Annotated in this window: 17 protein-coding genes; 11 read left to right on the forward strand and 6 right to left on the reverse strand. The window is 60.7% G+C overall.

The features are described from left to right. The first annotated feature begins 54 nt into the window (after positions 1-54). Together L21_RS01100 and L21_RS01105 are read left to right on the forward strand one after the other, a co-directional pair. Positions 55-756, forward strand: coding sequence for an ABC transporter permease (locus L21_RS01100; protein WP_074368651.1), 702 nt, complete (start codon positions 55-57; stop codon positions 754-756). 4 nt (positions 757-760) lie between these two features. Further along, positions 761-1,834 carry an ABC transporter ATP-binding protein gene (locus L21_RS01105; RefSeq protein ID WP_074368652.1) on the forward strand — a complete coding sequence of 358 codons (1,074 nt, stop codon included), beginning with the start codon at positions 761-763 and terminating at the stop codon, positions 1,832-1,834. Between the two features lie 81 nt (positions 1,835-1,915). Here L21_RS01105 and L21_RS14360 read toward each other — a convergent pair whose 3' ends face one another. Next, on the reverse strand, positions 1,916-2,044 hold the full coding sequence (locus L21_RS14360) for an EVE domain-containing protein (RefSeq protein ID WP_256711858.1): 129 nt from the start codon (positions 2,042-2,044) through the stop codon (positions 1,916-1,918). Positions 2,045-2,291: 247 nt separating this feature from the next. Between L21_RS14360 and L21_RS01110 the strand changes: the two genes are divergently transcribed. Both L21_RS01110 and L21_RS01115 read left to right on the forward strand, forming a co-directional pair. Further along, the gene (locus L21_RS01110) at positions 2,292-5,726 is read left to right on the forward strand and encodes an Eco57I restriction-modification methylase domain-containing protein (protein WP_074368653.1); all 3,435 of its coding nucleotides are present in this window, start codon (positions 2,292-2,294) and stop codon (positions 5,724-5,726) included. A gap of 335 nt (positions 5,727-6,061) precedes the next feature. Further along, entirely contained in the window at positions 6,062-6,847 is a 786-nt protein-coding gene (locus L21_RS01115) for an MBL fold metallo-hydrolase (RefSeq protein ID WP_074368654.1), read from the forward strand. Between the two features lie 4 nt (positions 6,848-6,851). Here L21_RS01115 and L21_RS01120 read toward each other — a convergent pair whose 3' ends face one another. Together L21_RS01120 and L21_RS01125 are read right to left on the reverse strand one after the other, a co-directional pair. Then, entirely contained in the window at positions 6,852-8,111 is a 1,260-nt protein-coding gene (locus L21_RS01120; RefSeq protein WP_074368655.1) for a PAS domain S-box protein, read from the reverse strand. A gap of 239 nt (positions 8,112-8,350) precedes the next feature. Then, positions 8,351-9,526, reverse strand: a complete 1,176-nt coding sequence (locus tag L21_RS01125; RefSeq protein ID WP_074368656.1) for a hypothetical protein — start codon at positions 9,524-9,526, stop codon at positions 8,351-8,353. Positions 9,527-9,807: 281 nt separating this feature from the next. Here L21_RS01125 and L21_RS01130 point away from each other — a divergent pair, with 281 nt between their 5' ends. The 7 genes from L21_RS01130 to L21_RS01160 all read left to right on the forward strand — a co-directional run bounded on the left by L21_RS01130 (position 9,808) and on the right by L21_RS01160 (position 16,150). Continuing rightward, positions 9,808-10,218 (forward strand): PaaI family thioesterase, encoded by a 411-nt coding sequence (locus tag L21_RS01130; protein ID WP_074368657.1) that lies wholly within the window; start codon positions 9,808-9,810, stop codon positions 10,216-10,218. Between the two features lie 136 nt (positions 10,219-10,354). Next, positions 10,355-11,941, forward strand: a complete 1,587-nt coding sequence (locus L21_RS01135; RefSeq protein ID WP_074368658.1) for a CTP synthase — start codon at positions 10,355-10,357, stop codon at positions 11,939-11,941. A gap of 9 nt (positions 11,942-11,950) precedes the next feature. Next, positions 11,951-12,868 carry a glutamine-hydrolyzing GMP synthase gene (gene guaA, locus L21_RS01140; protein ID WP_074368659.1) on the forward strand — a complete coding sequence of 306 codons (918 nt, stop codon included), beginning with the start codon at positions 11,951-11,953 and terminating at the stop codon, positions 12,866-12,868. Between the two features lie 4 nt (positions 12,869-12,872). After that, on the forward strand, positions 12,873-13,997 hold the full coding sequence (locus tag L21_RS01145; RefSeq protein WP_074368660.1) for an aspartate aminotransferase family protein: 1,125 nt from the start codon (positions 12,873-12,875) through the stop codon (positions 13,995-13,997). Beyond that, entirely contained in the window at positions 13,981-15,039 is a 1,059-nt protein-coding gene (gene hisC, locus L21_RS01150; protein ID WP_074368686.1) for a histidinol-phosphate transaminase, read from the forward strand. The genes L21_RS01145 and hisC overlap by 17 nt, the downstream gene beginning before the upstream one ends. After that, a complete protein-coding gene (locus L21_RS01155) occupies positions 15,036-15,548 on the forward strand; it encodes an adenylate kinase family protein (RefSeq protein WP_074368661.1) in 513 nt (170 codons plus the stop codon). Before hisC ends, L21_RS01155 begins: the two co-directional genes overlap by 4 nt. Continuing rightward, the gene (locus L21_RS01160) at positions 15,545-16,150 is read left to right on the forward strand and encodes a CDP-alcohol phosphatidyltransferase family protein (RefSeq protein ID WP_074368662.1); all 606 of its coding nucleotides are present in this window, start codon (positions 15,545-15,547) and stop codon (positions 16,148-16,150) included. Before L21_RS01155 ends, L21_RS01160 begins: the two co-directional genes overlap by 4 nt. Positions 16,151-16,440: 290 nt before the next feature. On the opposite strand, the gene L21_RS01165 is transcribed toward L21_RS01160, so the two are convergent. From L21_RS01165 to L21_RS01175, 3 genes are all read right to left on the reverse strand, one after another. Then, positions 16,441-16,926, reverse strand: a complete 486-nt coding sequence (locus tag L21_RS01165; RefSeq protein WP_074368663.1) for a TspO/MBR family protein — start codon at positions 16,924-16,926, stop codon at positions 16,441-16,443. A 107-nt stretch (positions 16,927-17,033) separates the two neighbouring features. Next, on the reverse strand, positions 17,034-19,013 hold the full coding sequence (locus tag L21_RS01170) for a hybrid sensor histidine kinase/response regulator (protein ID WP_178377658.1): 1,980 nt from the start codon (positions 19,011-19,013) through the stop codon (positions 17,034-17,036). 888 nt (positions 19,014-19,901) lie between these two features. Further along, entirely contained in the window at positions 19,902-21,575 is a 1,674-nt protein-coding gene (locus L21_RS01175) for an ABC transporter ATP-binding protein (protein WP_178377659.1), read from the reverse strand. Positions 21,576-21,589: the final 14 nt, after the last annotated feature.

Below are 21,589 nucleotides of genomic sequence, written 5' to 3' on the forward strand. Positions count from 1 at the left end.
TCCTGCTACAATCACCCTTTTTTGTCTTCAGCTGCGTGCGGAGAGGTGGAGAGCATGTACGAGATCGTCGAGGGGTTCCTGGAGGCAATCAGGCTCATCGTCACGCTTGATCCCGATGTGATGGCCATCGCCGCGCGGAGCATCGCCATATCGCTCACCGCAACGATCGTCGCCTCGCTGATCGCCGTTCCGCTCGGGGCCGCGATCAACTTCGGGACGTTCCCGGGAAGAAAGAGTCTTATCAACCTGATCCAGACGCTCTACTCCCTCCCGACGGTCATCGTCGGGCTGCTCATATTCCTGCTCATCTCCCGCGTCGGCCCGTTCGGGTTCATGCGGCTGCTCTTCACCCCGACCGCGATGATCATCGCGCAGACGGTGCTCATCCTGCCGATCATGACCGGCCTCACGATCTCCGCGCTCTCGGGGGTCGACCCGGTGATCAGGGACACCCTCCGCTCGCTCGGGGCAACCCGACTCCAGTTCCTGGTGAACATCTTGAAAGAAGCCCGGTTCGCTATCCTTGCGACCGTCGCGGTCGGGTTCGGGCGGGCGATATCGGAGGTCGGGGCGGCGATCCTCGTCGGCGGCAACATCGCGGCGTCGTCGTTTGCGAGTTCGACCCGGGTCCTGACGACCGCAATATCGCTCGAGACCTCGATGGGCAACATCTCCCAGTCCATCGCGCTCGGGCTCGTCCTGCTCGCGATCGCCCTCGGCGTGAATCTCGCCATAACCACGGTGCAGCACCGGTGATACCATGATCGAACTCGAGAACGTCTCAAAGTACTTCGGCGACACCCGGGTGCTCGACGGCGTCACCGGGAAGGTGAACCAGGGCGAGATCTTCGCCGTCATCGGCCCCTCCGGGTCGGGGAAGTCGACCCTGCTGCGCCTCATCGATCTCCTCGATACCCCGACGGGAGGGACGATCCGGGTGGACGGCACCGATATCCACGCGGAGCAAAGAAACCTCTCCATCCGCAGGATGATGGGGATGGTCTTCCAGAAACCCGCCGTCTTCAACGCGACGGTCGCGGAGAACGTCGCCGTCGGCCTCCGGTTCCGGGGCGCGAGCAAGAGCGAGATCCATACCCGTATCGAGGAAGCTCTCGATATGGTCGGTCTTGCGGGTTACGGGGAGCGCCGGGCAAGGACGCTCTCGGGCGGGGAGATGCAGCGGGTGGCGCTTGCCCGGGCGATGGTGATCGAGCCGGAGATCCTCCTCCTCGACGAACCGACCGCGAACCTCGACCCGGTCTCGGTGGCGACGATCGAGGATCTGGCGGTGCGGATCAACCGCGACCTCGGGACGACGATCGTCTTCTCGACCCACGACATGTACCAGGGCCAGCGGCTCGCTCACCGGATCGGGGTGCTGATGAACGGGGTGTTCGCGCAGGTGGGGACGCCGCGGGAGGTCTTCACCCTCCCGGCAAGCCGGGAGGTCGCCCGGTTCGTCGGGATCGAGAACATCGTCGAGGGCGTCGTCGTCGGGGAGAACGCTGCCGCCGTCGTCGATGCCGGCGGCGTCCGGATCCGGGCACGGTCGCCGTTCGAGGCGGGGGAGGCGGTCTCTCTCTGCATCCGATCGGAGGATATCCGGATCGCCGTGGCGGACGGGGCCGCCGCCGCCCCGGGGAGGAACGCCCTTCCCAGCACCGTGACGTCCGTCGTTCCCCGCGGCCCGTTCAGCAGGGTGACGGTCGACTGCGGGTTCGCGCTCTCGTCCATCCTCTCCTGGAAAGCAGTGGACAACCTCGGCATCCGGGAGGGGAGCCGGGTTGTGGTCTCGTTTACGCCGGAGTCGGTTCACGTCGTTCGGCGCGAGTGAGGGGCGCCACCAGCCCTTCGGCCCCGAACGTCGAGCCTTTCCGCAGGTGCTCCGGGGAACCCGCGAAGCGCCCTTGATCGCTTATCGCGGAGGGAGGATGGTGTCGTCCTCTTTCTCCTGCCGGACATGCCCGGGTATGGTATCGCCGGGCTTCACCCGGCGCATGATATTTCGACTCCTCTTCGGGATTCCCCGAATATGTTTCGTCATTGCAACCTCCCGATTCTCGCGGTTCAGGGAGGCGCTTCATCGTGTCACGTAAAGGGGGACACTGGACTGACAGATTCTAAATTACCGTTCTCAGGGGATTGAGAAGATCCTGACAGAGTTCTAATAATTGAAGATAACAACCTATTTCAAATAGTTGATAGCAGATTCAGGTGGGATATAAGCCCCATTGAATAGTATCGCCCCCCGACGGAATTTTTTCAATTATGGGATATCTGGGTCGTTATTGGTGTACGAACGAAAAGAGGTTGAGATTGTGACCAATAATGCCGAAGAAGTAAGAATTCAAACGATACTAAGAGAGTTTATACCATCAATAACGAAAGCAGACGATATTGCCGCTTTATTTTCGTTGTTAGAGTATCCTGCAGAGAATATTCATGAGAGACCTCTGCGAAGGAAGAAAGAGTCTTTTGATCTCCGTAAGGAGGATGAGGAAAGGATCTCCAATATCTATTCTCCGATGAGTTTCGGTGAGGATATTCCCGTCTTTCTGCTCGAAACGACCTCGCTCGCTCCATCCTTCATCAGGTCTGCCACCAATACGCTCGATCACCAGTATCTTCGGTTCATGGTAATTTTTACGATAGATTATTCGGAGATTCTGTTTGTCTACCCTAAGACCGTGAAGGATGAAAAAGGAAAACGAAAACTCAAGATTACCAAACTGATCCTTAAAAAGGAAGATCTTCATTATACAGAGATCCGGACGCTGGCTCGTCTCTCGTACCAGAAAAATGCAACCTGGCGTGCAGTATGGCACCGATGGGGGGAAGCATTCACTGTTGAGTCTGTAGCCGGGCAGTTCTTTGAGGATTATAAGCGCCTCTTTTTCCGCGTGCGCGAGCGTGTATCCGATCAGGGCTTTTCCAGACAGGAATCCCATGAGTTTGCCCTGCAATTGTTAAATCGGGTAATGTTCATTTATTTCATCGCGGAAAAAGGGTGGCTTAAGCAACCACACTTCGTCAAGTGGCTCTGGGCATCGTATACGTCAGAAAACAGGTTCGGAACAGATACGTTTTATCGGGATCGGCTCTCACAGGTGTTCTTTAAAGCCTTTAATAACAAGAGCAGTGAGATCACGGGGTTTTCCGATGATGTAAGCCGTCTCCTCCTTACAGTTCCGCATCTCAACGGGGGCCTGTTTACCGAGAAAGATACTGACAGAATGGGCGCTACAGTCTCTGATGAGATGTTTAACGAAGTTCTTACCTTCTTTGAGAAGTATAAATTTACCATTCGAGAGGCTGATCCTCTCGATGAGGAAGTTGCAGTCGATCCCCGGATGATTGGGTATGTGTATGAATCTCTCGCCAATGTTGCCGAAGAAATTTATGATCGCAACGACCTGGGAATTTTCTATACAGCTCGTATTGAAGTTGATTTCATGTGCCGCCGGGCACTGGTCGGATCGTTAATGAATCAACTGCCCGATCTGCCAGGAGAATCGCTGTACCATTTTGTATTCGACTCTCCAGAGGATGATGAAAAGACCGGTCATATCAATGGGGATCCTGAGATCTGGTTTAGGATAGAGCGCATTCTGAATGATCTCTCTATCGTGGACCCTGCTTGCGGGTCGGGGGCATTCCTCGTCGGAATGCTCAGTGTTCTTACCGAGTTGTATCAAACTGTGTATGCCCGCATGGCATCGACCAGGAAGTCTGTTTTCGATATCAAATATGGTATCATTCAGCGTTCCCTGTATGGTGTCGATGTGATGCCGTGGGCTGTGCGGGCTGCAGAACTCAGATTGTGGCTTCACCCGATCGTTGACGCCGACGTATCGATTGAAGATCTGAGAAAAGGTCCGCTTCTCCCAAATCCGAACCTCCACCTCCGTGTTGGCGACTCGATGGTGCAGGAGACGGGAGGCGTCTCGTTTAGTATCAGATCGAGAGGGCTCGATGAAGGCGTTCGCCGAGACCTTAAATCGGTGAAATCCGTCCTCGATGACCCGGAGAAGAAGCCATTTATCTGGGATATAGATTTCGCTGAGGTATTCGGCGAGAAGAACGGATTCGATATTGTAATCGGCAATCCCCCTTACGTACGACAGGAGATGATCTCACCGCCGAACCGTATCAAAGCGGAGGTTACTCTTGAAGATCGGCGTGAGTATAAAGAGAAATTAATTCATTCGGTGCGGACACAGTTCCCTGTCATTCAAAACATCGATCGAAAGAGTGATTTATACATTTACTTCTATTTCCACGGCCTTTCGCTACTTAACGAAAAAGGGGTTGTCTGTTTCATTACATCGAATTCCTGGCTCGATGTAGGATATGGGAAAGACCTCCAGGAGTTCCTTCTTAAATATGTTCCAATCCATGCGATCTATGATAACCCGAAACGGAGTTTCGAGCATGCGGATGTGAATACCATCATTGCTGTGTTTGGTGCTCCGGCGCTTCGTGGGGAGGCGTTTGAAGAGAAAATACGAACAGGAGTAGAAGCATCCTGGACGGGAATTTCAAACACAGCAAAGTTCGTGATGTTCAAGAAGCCTTTTGAAGAAGTCGTTTCGGCGGAGACAATGATTGCCGTCGACAGGACTCAAGCGAGGGTGAAGGGAGGTAATTTGACCGATTTAATCGAAAACATCGTCCAGACGGATGAATGCCGCATATTTTCGATCACGCAAGAGGATCTCCTGGAGGACGGATGGGAATATCCGGAGGAATACGACCGTGATAAAGGCCGATTCGGGAGGGGTAGGTACATCGGCAATAAATGGGGAAAGTACCTACGGGCTCCGGATATATTCTATACAATTTTAAAGAAAGGGAAAGGCAAATTCATTAAGTTACGCGAAACCGCTAAGATTCAAAGAGGCTTTACAACGGGTGCAAACGAATTCTTTTACCTTACAGAACAAGAACTGAACCGATGGAACATTGAAGTGGAATTTGTAAAGCCCATCATCAAGAGCCCTCGAGAATTCAATTCCCTTATAATCGATCCGTCAGAACTAAAAACTAAAATATTTCTGTGCGACAGAGGGAAAAGCGAGCTAACGGGAACAAACGCTTTAAAATACATCGAATGGGGTGAGGCGCGAGGCTATGACAAACGACCGAGTTGTAGAACGAGGGTGAGATGGTACTCGATAGGGGCACTAACACCCGAGTATATCACTCGATCAACATTTAACACAAATTTCTCAATATTTTACAATAAGTACCGAAATATCATCGATAAGGTGATGTATGGAATATCCCCATTGAAAGCCGAGAATAAGGAGAATCTGGGGCTAATGCTAAATTCAACGGTTTTCGCATTGTTCTTAAACATATTTGGGCAGATCGGTCTGGGCGAGGGCGCATTATTCATTTCTGTTGAAGATTTCAGTAATATCCCGGTATTAGTCAACCTCCCCGAAGACAGGAATAACCTGGAGAGAAGAGTTCGATCAAAACGATTAATGTCAATTTTTTCAGAATCCGGATTACCTGTTACAAGGCCTCTTCGCGAACAGATCCCGGATCCCGATGAGACCCAGGGGAGTATTGATGAAATTATATTCAAAGAACTAGGCCTGAACGAGATGGAGATTAATGAAGTGTATTGGGCTGTGTGCGAAATGGTCAAACACCGTATTGAAAAGGCGAACAGCATTTTCGATAGAAACAAACTCGATATTGCCACCGGCGGGTATTGAAGCAGTTCGATAGTGACGTATGCCGCAGGTTCCCCTCCACCGCGACACCCGGGTCCGGGAACCCGCCTTCCTCCTTCGGCCGGCCCTCCGGGGCGGAAGCGCTGTCGTATCGAGCGACCGGACGGGGCAGGTGTTGACGAGAGACCTCACCCTCTCCCGGTCGATGCGTGCCGGCCGCCGGCAAGACCGGGGGCGAACCGGCCGACCGCCCCCTGCCGGGACTCCTCCGTCGTGTTCATCCGCTCTCACCGGGGATTGGAGCCCCGGATTCCGGGGTTCATTCTGCACGTCGTCATCCCCGGTCTTAAATATCCGCACAGCCCACCATTTCTACAATGGAACTGACAGTCCTCGCCAGCGGGAGCAAAGGAAACTGCACCTATCTCCGGGGGGAGCGGGGTGCGCTGCTCATCGACGCGGGGCTCTCCGCTCGCGAGACCCTTCGGCGCCTCGAAGCCGCCGGTGGGGACGCAACGCTCGTCGAGGCGATACTCGTCACGCACGAGCACATCGATCATATCCGGGGCGTCGACGTCCTGGCAAGGAGGCTCGGGGTTCCGGTCTACGCGACCGGCGGAACGCTCGATGCGTTCACCGCGAAGTGCAGGGGAACGTCCGCAGAGATCCGGCGGTGCCGGTGCGGCGAGACATTCTCCGTCGGCGACTTCTCGGTCGAACCGTTCGCCGCCTCCCACGATGCCCGGGAACCCTGCGGGTTCTCGGTCACCGAGGGCGACCTCCGCATCGGGTGCTGCACCGACACCGGCACCGTCACCACCTCGATGTTCGATAGACTCGCATCCTGCGACGCCGTCCTCCTCGAGAGCAACCACTGCCCGGATATGCTTGAGAACGGCCCGTATCCCGCCTACTTAAAGAGCCGGATACGGTCGAAACGCGGGCACCTCTCGAACCCCGATGCCGCCCGCTGCCTGCAGAGGCTCGCCGACCGCATCCACATGGCGATGCTCGCCCACGTGAGCGAGATCAACAACACGCCGGAAAAAGTGCTCCTCTCCGCCCTCGAAGGGCTCGGGCTCTACTCCGACCAGATCGGGGTCGCCGTTGCGCCCCAGGACCCGGGAGCGGTACACCCGGAGTCCTACGGCTTCCGGCTCTGAGGATTCACGCCTTGTAAAAGGTGCAGACCATCCCGATCACGGTGCCGGAGCCGTCGGCGATCGGGTCGCCGGAGACACGGACGGCCTCTTTCGACCCGCCTTTTCTCACGAGACTCACGACCTGTGCGTACTCCGCCGCCCGACCCTGCTCCAGCACCTCCCGGGAGAGGAGTTCCCGGAGATCCCCGCCCGTAAAGAGCGACCAGACCGGCTTCCCGGCCAGTTCGTCCCCCGCGTAGCCGGTGAGGCGTTCGGCCGCCATATCCACGATGACGATCGTCCCGGCGGCGTCTGTCGTGATCCTCGCCTCCCCGGGCTCTTCCGTCCCCGGGGAGTCCAGTTCGACCGGCGAGTCCAGCCAGTTCTCCGCGGCTTTGCGCTCGGTCATCTCGATGTAGTAGAGCAGCTGCTCGAGCTGCTTGTTCGCGCGCTCGAGTTCGGCGGTCCGTTCGGCGACGAGTTCCTCCAGGTGCTCGCGGTGGCGGTGCAACTCCTCCTCCGCCAACTTGCGCTCCGTGATCTCCCTGATGATGACCATCAGGTGCATCTCCCGTAGCGGCATGACGCGGGCCTCGAAGTGCCGGACCTCTCCGGCGTTCGTGCGACTGAACTCAAGGGGTGCTGCGGGCGTATTCGCCCTGACAACCCCCTGCAACGCACCCGAAAGCGCCTCGCCCACCCCGGCGGGGAGCAGATCCTGCACCCGCCGCCCGAGGTGCACCCGGGAGATGAACGGAGTCTCCGCGAGCCTCCCCGCTCTGACTTCAAGGATCGTGCCGTCGGCGTTCAACCGGACGAAGAGATCGGGGAACGCCTCGATCACCGCGGTCAACTCGGACGTCGCCTGCCTGAGGTTCTCCTCGGCCAGGCACTGCTCGGTGACATCCCGGACGGCGAGCAGGACATAGCCGCCCTCGACCGCCGCTCGCCGGATCTCGATATCGCGCACCCTGCCGTCCCGGCAGACCACGCTGGCAACCAGGAGGTCCCGGGCGCCTGAGAACAGTTCCTCCCCCGGTCCCTGCACCTTCCGGCGGTACGCCGGGTTCGGGTGGGCACGCTCGAACCATTGAGCGAGCGTCGGAACATCCTCCAGGGTATACCCGGTGATCCGGGTGAACGCCGGGTTCAGGTACCGGCATCTGCCTTCGCCGTCCACCAGAACGAGGCCGTCCGGCGTTTCACGGAGGATCGAGAGGCAGGTGTCCGCTCCAAGGTCCGGCGATTCGGGGGCGCCGTCCCGGGTTGTCTTGTTTCCCGTCATCGTAACCGGTCCTCCACGATATATCTGATTATTCGGGCCTGTAAGCGCCGCTCACAGGAGATTTTGCTTTTCGAGATAGATATATGCATCGTTCTGTCTCTCCCCGTTATTTTTGAAATGGGGCGATTTAACCTATTTTCCGGAAGAACACCGGCATTTCGACACCGGTTTGAAGCAACGGGTGATCTCAGGATTCCCCACCGGGGAGGAGACCTTTGCAGCGCGACACCCATTCTCCGTCACTCCCTGACCTTCAGGATCTGCATGCAGTACTGATCTACGGACATAAAGAACGCAGATCTCGCGCGTTTCGCCCGCTCTTCGTCCCCTTCGATGAAGTCGCGGAGGATGTACTCCAGCGACGTGATGTAGTAGTCTCGCCCGGGTGAGGCCTTCTTTGCCTCCTCGAAGCAGACGTAACTCTCCGTTTTGTGGTTCCTCATGACCTCGAAGACGGTATCGAGCATCAAGAGCAGAAACCGGGGGAACTCTTTTAAGATCGCCAGTTTTCGGAACGTCGCATAGGATCTCGGCTGGGCTCCGAGAATTGCGAGTTTCATCCCGTAGTAGAGCGGTTCGAGGTCGTTCGGGAACTGCTGCATCATCTGTTTGACGACAGCGGCGGCACCGCTCCCGTTGCGCAACTCCACGCGGGTGTTGAACGCCTCCGCGAGGAAGAACCGATCGTCCGAGAACCGCTCCGTTGCATGAGCAAGGAGATGGTTCCGGCGCTCGATATCGCCATCGTCCTTCGTTTTGGTGATGCCCATGCGGTAGAACTCCGGTTCGCTCGGGAACCAGGTGAACGCCAGATCCAGCATGAACCAGAAGATCGTGTTCAGCCGGTTGTCCTTGCGATTGAAGAGCGCGAGACGGTTGAGCGGGGCGCGGACACGGGAGACGTTCAGCATCTCCTCGCGGGCGTGCAGTTCCAGGTCGTCGGGGCGAAGTCTCGACTTCTGGTTCTTCGCGAGGGAGAGAGCGTAGTAGCAGTAGGCGACCGCAGCGTTGGTGCGACCGTCGTAACTCCTGTGGGGCATAAGGTACTCGATCGCCTGGTAGTAGTTGCCGGAGTCGATCAACCTCAGGGCCACAATCACGTCGAGCGTTGCCCGTCCCTTGCGGCGTCGCTTGTTTCCCATGGCGTGCCGCAGGAACTTCTCGAGAAACTCCGTCGTCGGGGCCTCGCGCGTGACGTTGAGGAGGGTAAAAGCGGTCGCATCGATGAAGTCGTCGTAGGTCCTGTCGTCGAGGTCGGGAAACGTCTTGTCGAGCGTGGCGGCAACGTGGCCGAAGAAGACCGGGAGGTTCCCCTCGACCAGTCCGGTGTTCTTTGCGATGTAATCGTCCATGGTAGCCCGGAGCTGCTCGAGCCGCCGGTTCCGGAGCGCCTCGGGCTGCCACGCTTCTTCCATATCGTACTGGTTGAGAGTTGAAGAGATATTTGTTGTTATATGTCCTTCAGGTCTCCCCGGCCGGGAGAGAACGTTAAATCCCGTATATGGCTCGTTAAATGGAGATCTCGCGCAACAAGGTTTTTCAGGGGTGGAGAGGCGGCACCGGGTCCCGCCGCCGGGACCCCGAACTCCTGCCGGCAAACGAGCAGGGTAAACGAATCGGATTTCGTATCCGGCACCGGTCTTCATAACGTTTATCCCGACAGACCCCATATCCTCCGGGAGGCAGGTGTGGTCGCGTGGGCTACATTGACGAACTAAAACGGGTCGGGAGGGACGCGAATCCCTTCTTCAAACTGATGGGGATAGATGTGGATGAATACGGCGACGGGCGGGCGCGCCTCAGCATGGAGGTCCGGCCGGATATGCTGAACGGCGCCGGGTGGCTCCAGGGCGGGATCTACGTGGCGCTCGCCGACGAGGCGATTGCGCTTGCGCTGTATACGCTCCTTGCCGAGAACGAGAGGATCGCCACGATCGACGAGCACACCAGTTTCATGAAAGGCGTCAGCACGGGGACGATCGTCGCCACCGGGCGGGTCGTCCGCAAAGGCCGCCGGGTGGCGTTTGCAGACGGGGAGGTCAGGAGCGCGGCGGACGATACACTTCTCTCCCGGACGTCGACATCGTTCGCGGTCATCGAGGGGTAGCGCCGGGACGCCCCCCCGGGGAAGCCCTCTTTGCGCCGCCGGGGATTCCCCGGGACTGCCGGAACAATACATTCTCAATACCCGGGATCACATACATAAGATAGAGCATCCGGCACAACCGGAGGGGAACGAGAGTTTGAAGTATATCGTTGTAACCGGCGGCGTCATGAGCGGGCTCGGGAAAGGCATCACCACCGCATCCATCGGCCGCCTCTTGAAAAACCGCGGCTACCTGGTAACGGCGGTGAAGATCGACCCGTACCTGAACATCGACGCCGGCACCATGAACCCCGCCCAGCACGGTGAAGTATTCGTCCTCTCCGACGGCGGGGAAGTCGACCTCGACTTAGGCAACTACGAGCGGTTCCTGGACATCAACCTCAAGTCGATCCACAACATCACGACGGGCAAGGTCTACCGGAACGTCATCGAGAAAGAGCGGCGCGGGGATTTCCTCGGGGCGACCGTCCAGATCATCCCCCACATCACCGACGAGATCAAGCACTGCATCAGCTGCGCGGCCGAGGAAGCGGTCAACGGCGGCAAGGTTGCCGATATCTGCATGGTTGAGGTCGGCGGCACGGTGGGCGACATCGAGAGCATGCCGTTCCTTGAGGCCGTACGGCAGATGCACGGCGAACTCGCGCCGGAAGAGATGATCCTGGTTCACGTCACCCTGGTCCCGATGGACACGATGGGGGACTTCAAGACCAAACCCACGCAGCACTCGGTGAAGGCGCTCCGCGAACTCGGGCTGCAGCCCGACATCATCGTCGCGAGAAGCAGCGACGTGATCGGGCCGCAGACGAAGAAGAAGATATCCACCTTCACCGACGTCCCGGTAAAAGCCGTCGTCTCCGCAAAGGACGCACCGGACATCTACCAGATCCCGATGGAGCTGGAGAAGGAAGGGCTCGCGGAAGTCGTCTGCAATTACCTCTCCCTCAATAACCGGGAACCGGATCCCGCGTGGTACCGGGTCGTCTCGCAGGAGTACACGAACCGGGTGACGGTCGCCATCGTCAGCAAGTACGGGATCGAGGACGTCTACATGTCCATCAAGGAGTCGCTCAAGCACGCCGGAAGAGCGCTCTCCACCGAGGTGAAGATCCGCTGGCTGGACGCGGAGACGTTCGAGGTCCGCGATCTCGCCGACGTCGACGGCATCCTGATCCCGGGCGGGTTCGGGAAGCGCGGCATTGAGGGGAAGATCCGGGCGATCCGGTACGCCCGCGAGAACAAAAAGCCCTACCTCGGCCTCTGCCTCGGGTTCCAGCTCTCGGTGATCGAGTACGCGCGGCACGTCCTCGGCATCGAGGACGCCACGAGCGAAGAGATGGGTGAGGGGGCGCACGTCATCGCCATCCTGCCCGAGCAGGAGGGCGTCAGCGACCTCGGGGGCACGATGCGTCTCGGGAACTGCGACGTCGTCCTGAAAGAGGGGACGAGGGTGGCCGGTCTCTACGGCAGAACGGCAATCGTGGAGCGGCACCGCCACCGCTACGAGGTGAACCCGGAGTTCATCGCCGACCTCGAAGGCGCCGGGCTCGTCTTTTCGGGTGCCTGCGGGCCGCGGATGGAGGTCTGCGAGATCCCCGAGCACCCCTTCTACCTCGCGACGCAGTTCCACCCCGAGTTCAGATCGAGCCCGACAAAACCCTCCCCCCCCTACATCGGCTTTGTAGAGGCATGCAAGAAGAATAAATCATCAGAGATCAGGTGAGACAGCAGAATGGTAAACGTCGAGAAGTTTATCGACCGGGCAGTCAGTGAGATACGCAATGCTGCCGGCGAGGATAAGGTCGTGATGGCGCTCTCCGGCGGCGTGGACTCGTCGGTCTGCGCGGCGCTCGCGACCCGCGCGATAGGCGACCGCCTTGTGCCGATATACGTGGATACCGGCCTCATGCGGAAGGGAGAGACCGATCGCATCCGGTCGCTCTTTGCCGACGCGAACCTCCGTGTCGTGGATGCCGCAGACGAGTTCTTCGAGGCTCTCGCGGGCATCGTCGATCCCGAGGAGAAGCGCAAGGCTATCGGCGAGAAGTTCGTCCGGATCTTCGAGCGGGAAGCGAAACGGACCGGAGCGACGATGCTCCTGCAGGGGACGATCTACCCCGACCGCATCGAGAGCGAGGGGGGCATCAAGAGCCACCACAACGTCGGCGGCATGCCCCTCGATATCGAGTTCAAAGGCGTCATCGAGCCGCTTGCCGACCTCTACAAGGACGAGGTCCGCGAGGTCGCCGGCGGGCTCGGGCTCCCGGCGGAGATCCAGCACCGGATGCCCTTCCCGGGCCCGGGGCTCGCCGTCCGGGTGCTCGGTGAGGTGACGAAGGAGAAGGTCGCGATCGCCCGGGAGGCGAACGCCATCGTCGAGGAGTGCCTGGTGGAGGAGTTCCGCCCCTGGCAGTGTTTTGCAGCACTGATCGGGCTCGGGACCGGGGTCAAGGGAGACGTCCGGCTCCACGGCTGGATCGTCGCCGTCCGGGCTGTTCAGTCGCGGGACGGGATGACCGCCGACCCGCTGCTCCTCCCCTACGAGACGCTGTCGCGGATGGCGACCCGGATCACCGCCGAGATCCCCGGCGTCTCCCGGGTCGTCTACGACGTCACCCCGAAACCCCCCGCGACGATCGAGTATGAGTGATATCATGGCAGAAGACTCACGCGTGCTTGACGCACGCTACTACATGCCCGCGTTCAGCCGGACGATGAAGATCGTCCGCGGCGCGGGGTCGCGCGTCTGGGACGACCAGGGACGCGAGTATATCGACTGCGTGGCGGGTATTGCGGTCTGCAGCACCGGCCACTGCCACCCGTTGGTCGTCGAGGCGATCTGCAATCAGGCCCACGAGCTGATCCACTGCTCGAACCTCTACTACATCCCGAACCAGGCGGAACTCGCGGAGAGGCTCGTCGGGATCTCGGGGCTCGCGAAGGCGTTCTTCTCGAACTCCGGCGCGGAGGCGAACGACGGCGCGATCAAACTCGCCCGCGTCCGGACGGGGAGGAAGAAGTTCGTCGCGTTCAACCACGGGTTCCACGGCCGGACCTGCGGATCGCTTGCGGTCACCCACAAGCCCGCCATCAGGGAACCGTTCGAGCCGCTCTCGGTTCCCTGCACCTTCGTCGACTACGGCGACCTCGACGCCCTCGCAAGGGCCGTCGATAAGGATACCGCCGGGGTCTTCGTCGAGCCGATCCAGGGCGAGGCCGGGGTGCTGATCCCGCCCGACGAGTTCCTCCGGGGCATCCGGGAGATCTGCGACGATACCGGCGCGCTGATGATCGTCGATGAGGTGCAGACCGGGATGGGCCGGACGGGCAAATGGTTCGCCTACCAGCACTCGGGCGTATCTCCCGACATCGTCACGACCGCAAAGGGGCTCGCGAGCGGGTTCCCCATCGGTGCGCTCGTTGCCCGCGAGGGACTCGAGTTCAAGAAGAGCGAACACGGGAGCACGTTTGCCGGAGGCCCGCTCGCCTGCGCGGCGGCGCTCGCGACGATCGGCGTCATCGAGGAGATCCTCCCCGATGTGACCCGGAAAGGCGAGCGGTTCATGAAGGGCCTCGCCCGCCACAACCCCCGGGGCCGCGGCCTGATCGTCGGCATGTCGGTCGGCGACCGGTGCCCGGAGGTGCAGCAGACCTGCGCTGCGAACGGGGTGCTCGTCAACTGCGCCGCCGACGGGAACCTCCGTCTGATCCCGCCGCTCGTGATCACGGACGAGGAGATCGACGCAGCCGTCGGTGTCATCGATGCAGCGCTTGATTAGAGCGTGTTATACGAGTGCGGGCGGCTACTCCTACGCGAAGAAGGCCGGGGACGTCGCGCGGGAGCACGGCTTCGACCGGGTGGCCCGCCTCGCGAGCAACGAGAACCCCCGGCCGCCGTCGCCCGCCGCGATCGAGGCGGCAGCGGCTGCTCTCCGGGAGACCAACCGCTACCCGGACGAGCGGGCATCCGCGCTCGTCGAAGCCCTCCGCCGCTACCACGGCGACTACCGGTTCGTGACCGGCGCAGGCATGGACGGCGTCATCGAGACGGTGATCCGGACGGTCGTCGAGCCCGGCGAGAAGGTGGCCGTCTCGACCCCGACCTTCTCCTTCTACGGGATCGCAGCCGCGGCACAGGGCGCACGGGTCGTGAACGTCCCCCGCAGAGAGGACTTCTCGGTCGATCCGGCAGCGTTCATTGAAGCCTCGCGGGGCGCAAAACTCGCCTTCCTCTGCACCCCGAACAACCCCACGGGGAACTCGGTTCCGCCGGAGGACGTCGAGGCGATCCTGGAAGGAATGGACGGGCTGCTCTTCCTCGACAACGCCTACGTCGATTTTGCGGATATCGACTACCGGCCGCTGATGCGCCGGTACGAGAACCTGGTCATCGGGCGGACGATGTCGAAGATCTTCGCTCTCGCCGGGCTCCGGGTCGGCTACGCGTTCGTGCCCGCGTGGCTTGAGCCGTTCTACCAGAGGGCCGCAACGCCGTTTGCGCTGAACTCCGTCTCGATGGCCGCGGCCGCAGGGGCGCTCGCCGACACCGACCGGGTGAGGGAGACCCTTGAACACGTGCAGGAGTGGCGGCGGCGGTTCACCGAAGAGGTGCCGTTCAGGGTATACCCAACGGATGCGAACTTCGTCATGATCGACGTCGCGCCCCGAACAGGGGACGAGGCAACGGAACGTCTCGCGGCGAAGGGCGTCCTCGTCCGGTCCTGCACCAGTTTCCCGGGGCTCGGAGACCACTACATCAGGGTCTGCATCGGCGAAGACTGGGAGAACATCCGATTCCTCGAGGCGATAAAGAACTTATGATGACGGGCATCACCGGCACGCCGGGAACCGGGAAGACGTCTGTTGCGGCCGAACTCGAACGGCGAGGGCACACCGTCGTCCGGCTGACGGATACGGTACGCCCCTACGTCATCGAAGAGGACCGTGACCGCCAGACGCTGGTGGTGGACGTCGACCGGTGGGTGGAGGAGTTCGAGCCCGTCGACGGGATCGTCGAAGGCCACCTCGCCCACCTCCTCCCCTGCGACCGGGTGGTGGTGCTCCGGTGCCGTCCGGACGTCCTGCGCCGGCGCCTCGCCCCGAGGAACTACCCGGCGGAGAAGGTTGCAGAAAACGTCGAGGCGGAGGCACTCGACGTCATCCTGATCGAGACGCTCGAGGAGCACCCGGGCGAGCACGTCCTCGAGGTGGACTCGACCGAACTCTCCGCCGGCGACTGCGCCGACCGGATCGAGCGGTTCATCCAGGGCGTTCTCCCGCCGTCCTACGGCTCCATCGACTGGACGGATTACCTGGAGGTCGGGCGATGACACTCGACCAGTTCCGGCCGCACGTGCAGGGGATCATCCAGCCCGTGGTGAACCTGGTGCGAAAGATCGGGGTCACCCCGAACGCGCTGACGATCGCATCGTTCCTCGTCTCGGCGCTTGCGGGTATCGCGTTCTATGCCGGGGGAGTCGTCCTCGGCACCATCATGGTCGCGTTCAACGCCGTCTTCGACGCGCTCGACGGGGCGCTCGCCCGGGATATGGGGATCGCGGGACTTCGCGGAGACTTTCTCGACCACGTCATCGACCGCTACGCCGACATACTCATCATCACCGGGATATTTGCGGGCGGGGCCGCGCCCTGGCAGATCGGGGTCTTCGCGCTGACGGGTGTCCTGATGTCCTCCTACCTCGGCACCCAGGCGCAGGCCGTCGGGGTGGGCAGGGTCTACGGCGGGATCCTCGGCCGGGCGGATCGCCTCGTGCTGATCATCATCGCAGGCGCCCTCACGGTGCTGATACCCGGTGATATCTACGGCCTGAACTACCTCGGGTGGCTCCTCGTCATATTCGGTTTCCTCGGGCACTACACCGCGTTCCAGCGGTTTGCCCACGTCTGGCGGCAGATCGAAGAACAGCAATAGGGGGATTTTTTCCCCGTCATTTTTACATCCCTGGTACTTCGCTCAAATGACCGGAGTAATTTTCAAGAGATCACCCCACTGACTTCCCTTCGCGTGCTTCGCGCCTTCGCGTGAATGAATTAGTGTTGGTGTCGACAGAGCCTCACGCGAAGAGCGCGAAGCCGCGAAGACCGGTATCCAGGTGCTGCTGATCCCGCTTCCGGTCTCCAGAGGGGTGACTTGCTCGATTGCAGATGCTGAAATTGGTGAGGTGCTGATCCTGCGAGCGGAGACGACCTTTGCAGTGTCCTCTACGGGTTGAGGACGTAGATCCCGTAGTTGAGGTAGGCCGCGAAACTCACCCAGAGGAAGTACGGGACGAGCAGAATCGCCGCGGGCACCGAGACCCGGTCGAAGGCGACTATCGTCATGAGGATCGCAGCCCAGAGGATCAGGATCACGATGAACGCGAAGAACGGCTCCTGCATCCCGAAGAAGACAAACGACCAGAGGACGTTCAAGACCAGTTGCACGCCGAAGATCGCCGTCGCGACGTGCACGTTCTTATGCCCCCACCCCTTGCTCCAGACGAGGTAGAGCGCGATGCCCATGAGGATGTAGAGCACCGTCCAGACGGGGCCGAAGACCCACGCCGGGGGACTGAACGCGGGCATTGTAAGACCGGCATACCAGGCGGGGATCGCCGGCATCGTGAAGATCGAGCCGATCCACCCGGCTGCGAGACTGACCCCTATCGCCACGATGAACTGGATGATTCGGACGTAGGTTGGTGTCACGCTGGGGAATAATGCTTCCCGCACTCTTAAGCCTTTTGATCCGGGTGGCAGTCGTCAGCCCGGGCCCTGACGGAAAGCCGACGATGCACCGTTCTCAGCACGGAATCTTATTCGCACTCCTCGCCGTCCGGGTAATCGTCGTCACCGGCAGGGAGAACCTCACGGAGGGTGAACCGGAACGCCGTACCGAGATCCGGCCGCCCTTCCACCCGGTCCTCCACCCGGATGGTGCCGCCGTACCTCTCCACCAGCGTCCGGACGATGAAGAGGCCGAGGCCGTCGCCGTAGCCCCCGACCCACCCCCGCTCGAACCGGGAAAAGATCGACTCCTTCATGGGATCGGGTATGCCCGGCCCGGTATCCTCGACCGAGACCAGCACGCTCTCGCCGTCGTAGTCCTCCACGCGGATGGCCATCCGGACGTCCCCGCCGCCGAACTTGACGGCGTTCCGGATGAGGTTCGTGAAGACCTCACAGAGCAGGTCGTCCGCCCAGACCCGGGTGAGGAGGGGCTCCGCAACCTCGATCGCGACATCGGGGAAGGCGGCGACCTCCTCCCTGATGACGGCGGCAAGGTCGACCGGCCCGACGTCGGGCGAGTCGTGGTGGATGCGGCGGATCGTGGTGACGTTGCCGAGGATCTCCGCGCTCCGGTGAATGCTGCTCCGGATCTTTCTCGCGTAGAGCGCGGCCTCTCCTTCCAGCATCTCGAGGAGGAGGTCAGTGTAGAGGTTCGAGACGTTCTCGGCGTTCTTGATGTCGTGCGTCATGATGTCGAGGTAGAGGTTCGCCTCCCGGTTGGCCGCCTCGAGTTTCTTGTGCAGCATCCCTTTCAGGATCCCCGACCCGATCTCCTGGCCTATCGTCTCGAGGAGCGTCCGTTCGTCGCGGGAGAAGGACGTCTTCGTCCGGCTCCCCGCGTATACCGCGCCGACGACGACCGATTCCGCGACGAGGGGGATGCAGGCGAGCGCGGAGACCTCGAGTTCCCGGAGTATGCCCGCCTCGATGGAGTTCAAGTCCGCCTGCTGCTCGATGTAGCGGGGCTGGCCGGCGATGAAGATGAAGTTGAACGGCCAGTGGTGGACCTTGATCAGGCGGTGCCGGGCCAGGACGGATCCGGGGAGTCCGTTCTGGTGCTGCAGCAGCGCTCGTTTCCGCTCGGAGTCGAGCATGTAGACGATGCCGACGTCGAGCCTCATCAGTTCGAGCGTTTTTTCAAGCGACTCCTCCAGGAGCCCGGCAAGAGAGAGAGAAGCGGCCGTGACGCCGATGACCTGATTGAGCATCGTGAGATGTTCGTTCCGGATCCGGATCTCCTCTTCGGCGCGCTTGCGCTCGGTGATATCCATAATGCCGGCGATCGAGCCCCGGAACCTGCCGGACTCATCGGTGATCGGCGACGTGACCACGAGCGCGTGGACGTGTCCGCCGTCGCAATGGAGGAGATCCAGTTCGAACTCCTGCCGTTCGTCGGTCGCCCGGCAGAACGGATTCGTTGGAGCGGAACACTTCCGGCCGGGAGCGTCAAAGAACCAGGCGACCGGCGATCCGACCAGGCGTTCCACGGGGCAGCCGAGGATCTCCCCCATGCGAGGGTTTGCAAAGGTGATGAGGCCGGTCTCGTCGACGGCGATGACGCCCTCGTTGAGGTTCTCGACGAGCCTCCGGTACATCGCCTCAGAGTGCCGGAGCGCGGCCTCCACCCTTGTGCGCTCGAGCGCGTACCGGATCGCCCGGCAGAGCAGTTCCGCGTCGGCCTTCCCCTTGACCAGGTAATCCTGCGCGCCGTTCTGCATCGCGTGGAGCGCGGCGGGGTCTTCTCCCGCCGCGGTGAGCACGATGACCGGGACGTCGGGCGCCGTCCGGCGCAGGCGGTCGAAGATTCCCATTCCCCGGCCATCCGGGAAGTCGAGGTCGAGGAGAACCACCCCGACTCCGCCCTCCAGCACGGGAGTAAGCCCGTCTTCGGGGCGCTCGCAGTACAGCAGTTCAACCTCGCGCCCGCACCCTCGAAGCATCTCCCGGATACCCGGGGCGTCGCCGGGATTCTCCCCGATCAAGATCACTCTCAACGATTCGCTCATGGTCTCACTCGTATGCAGGGCCCGGCACCCGCCCGTATCAACCGCGAGGATATCCCGGCCGCATCCCTGACAGACACGATCTGCGATCCACTCCCGGTAATTGTATGTACCGACTTCGGAGAATTTATACCTCATTTTTTAACCTGCGAGGCAAGGGAGCCCAGCGGGAAGACCGCCCTCGCGGATCGGCCGTGCCCCGCTCCTGAACAGTGGCCGGCTACACGAGATACGGCTTGGTATGCCGTTTCCCCGGCCTCAAGTCCAGATAGAAGAATCCCGCACACCTCATTTTCGGGAGAAATCCCCGGAAACGACCAAATTTGTCCGATTTCACGATCTAAGACGGAACATACGCATATATCCCGGATCCAACGTATATTTCCGAAAATCGAACGACCAAGGATGGACCCACCTTCCGCAGTAAGATGATCGCGTCCTGAAATAATGAACGAGTGGACCGATTCACCGTATGTTGCGGGTGCGTGGGAGTGATCGCCAGCCGCACGCGAAAGCACGAAATTCGGTCGATGGGCAGGAAACTCCCCTTCGCGGCTTCGCGCTCAACGCGAGAGACCTTGTTGCTGCTCCGGTACTCTGCTTCAATGAGAGGTATGAGAAAAATGCCGGGCCAGAACTCTTACTGCGGAAAGTCGGGTGGAGACACATGACCCCGATACCCGCCGTACGATCGGCAAACGCAACTACCCCCAAAGGCGCGGCAGCGCCACTTCACCCACAGCCGGATTGTCAAGCCAGCGGTGCTCAACGGTCTTGGGTTCGCGGAACGGCGGTGAGGAGGGAAACCTGGTACGCTGGTGCTCCGATAACAGTACACCTACAAACTTATAGACCGTTTGGGGATGCTCCTTCGCCAAAACCGGCACCCGTTTACGGCGCTCCATCTACCGGCTGCGTGATCTCGACCTGAGCCGTCATCAGGCGGGAGAACGCCCCGCCGTTTTCCGCTAACTCATTGAACCACCCTGTCTCCGCGACCCGCCCCTCTTCCAGCACGATGATCCGGTCGGCAGACCGGATCGTCGAGGGCCGGTGCGCCACAATGAGCGTCGTCCTCCCCCGGCTGACCTCCTTGACGGCTTTACGAACGTTCGCCTCCGACTCGGTATCCAAGCTGGACACGGCCTCATCCATCACCAGTATGGGCGCGTCCTTCAGGAACGCTCTCGCGATCGCGATGCGTTGCCGCTGCCCGCCCGACAACGTGGCCCCCCGCTCCCCAAGCACCGTGTCCCACCGGTCGGGCAGTGCCGTGATGAAGTCGAGGGCGAAGGCTCGACGAGCCGCATCTTCAACTTCGGCGTCCGTGGCGTCGCCCCGACCGATGCGAATGTTCTCCCTCACGGAGACATTGAAGAGATAAACGTCCTGCGGGACGTAGGCGATCATGTCCCGGAGGTATTCCTGCGGGAAGTCACGAAGGTCATGGCCGCCGATCCTGACGGAGCCGACCGTCGGATCCCAGAGTCTCAGCATCAGGTAGGTGCACGTCGACTTCCCGGCGCCGGAGCGACCCACCAGGGCGACGGTTTCTCCCGGCGACACCCCGAAGGTCACCCCCTTCAGCACTTCGGGCAGCTCTGGAGCATAGCAGAAACGGACTTCCTTGAAGTCGAGTGTCGGGACAATTGACCCTTCGGGCGGGGACACGGCCCGGTCGATCACCGTGGGTTGCGCGTTCATTATTCCTATGACCCGTTCGGCTGCGGCGGAAGTCTGACTCAGCTGCCGGGCGATGTTCATCAGGTTCATGATCGGCACGAACGCCATCGCCGCAAGGACCGTGGCGGCAGGATACAACGCCACATCCATGTACCCCCGTGTTGTCAGCCACCCGCCCAGCGCGACCGTGACGGTCATCCCCATCGCCAGAAGGGCGTCGCCGGACCCGCGCTCCAGGCCGCTGCGCCCTTCATATGACACGTACGTGTCCGAGTACCTCTGCTGGCTGGCGTCCAGCCGTTTAATCGACTGCTCCATGGCCCCAAAGGTCACGATCTCCCGGAGGCCCTGCACGCCGTCGATCACGTCCGCGCTCATCTCCCCTGCGGACGCCCGGTGTGCGCGTCCCTGTTCCTCCGCCCGCCGGGCAAACCAGTCGGGCACGGTCACCGCGGCGACGAGGAACGGGGCCAGTGCGATCATGAGGCCCCAGTGGATCAACCCGATGACGAGCAGCGTGATAGGGGTCACCACTATCGCCTGTAAAAATTCCGGCAGCGTATGTGCGATGTAGAGCTCAAGCAGGTTGACGTCGGAAAGCGCCGATCTCGCCAGGTCTCCCGATCGCCTCTCGATCACATATGCGGGCGCGAGTTCGTCAATTTTTTTATACACCGCTTTGCGAATCTCAACCAGTGACCGGAACGCTGTGACGTGGGACCAGTAACTGTTGACGTTTGAGAGAACAAATTGCATGACTGTGAACAGGGCAAGCAGTGTGATCGTCATCAGTTGGTCGGAGATCGTGGCTCCCGTGAGCACCGCTCCCACCAGATATGCACCGGTCAATGCCGTCAATATGCCGAGCACCTGTACGATCACGCTGGTGATCCGTA

The sequence above is a fragment of the Methanoculleus chikugoensis genome (genome assembly GCF_900095385.1).
GTDB classification, from domain to species: domain Archaea; phylum Halobacteriota; class Methanomicrobia; order Methanomicrobiales; family Methanoculleaceae; genus Methanoculleus; species Methanoculleus chikugoensis_A.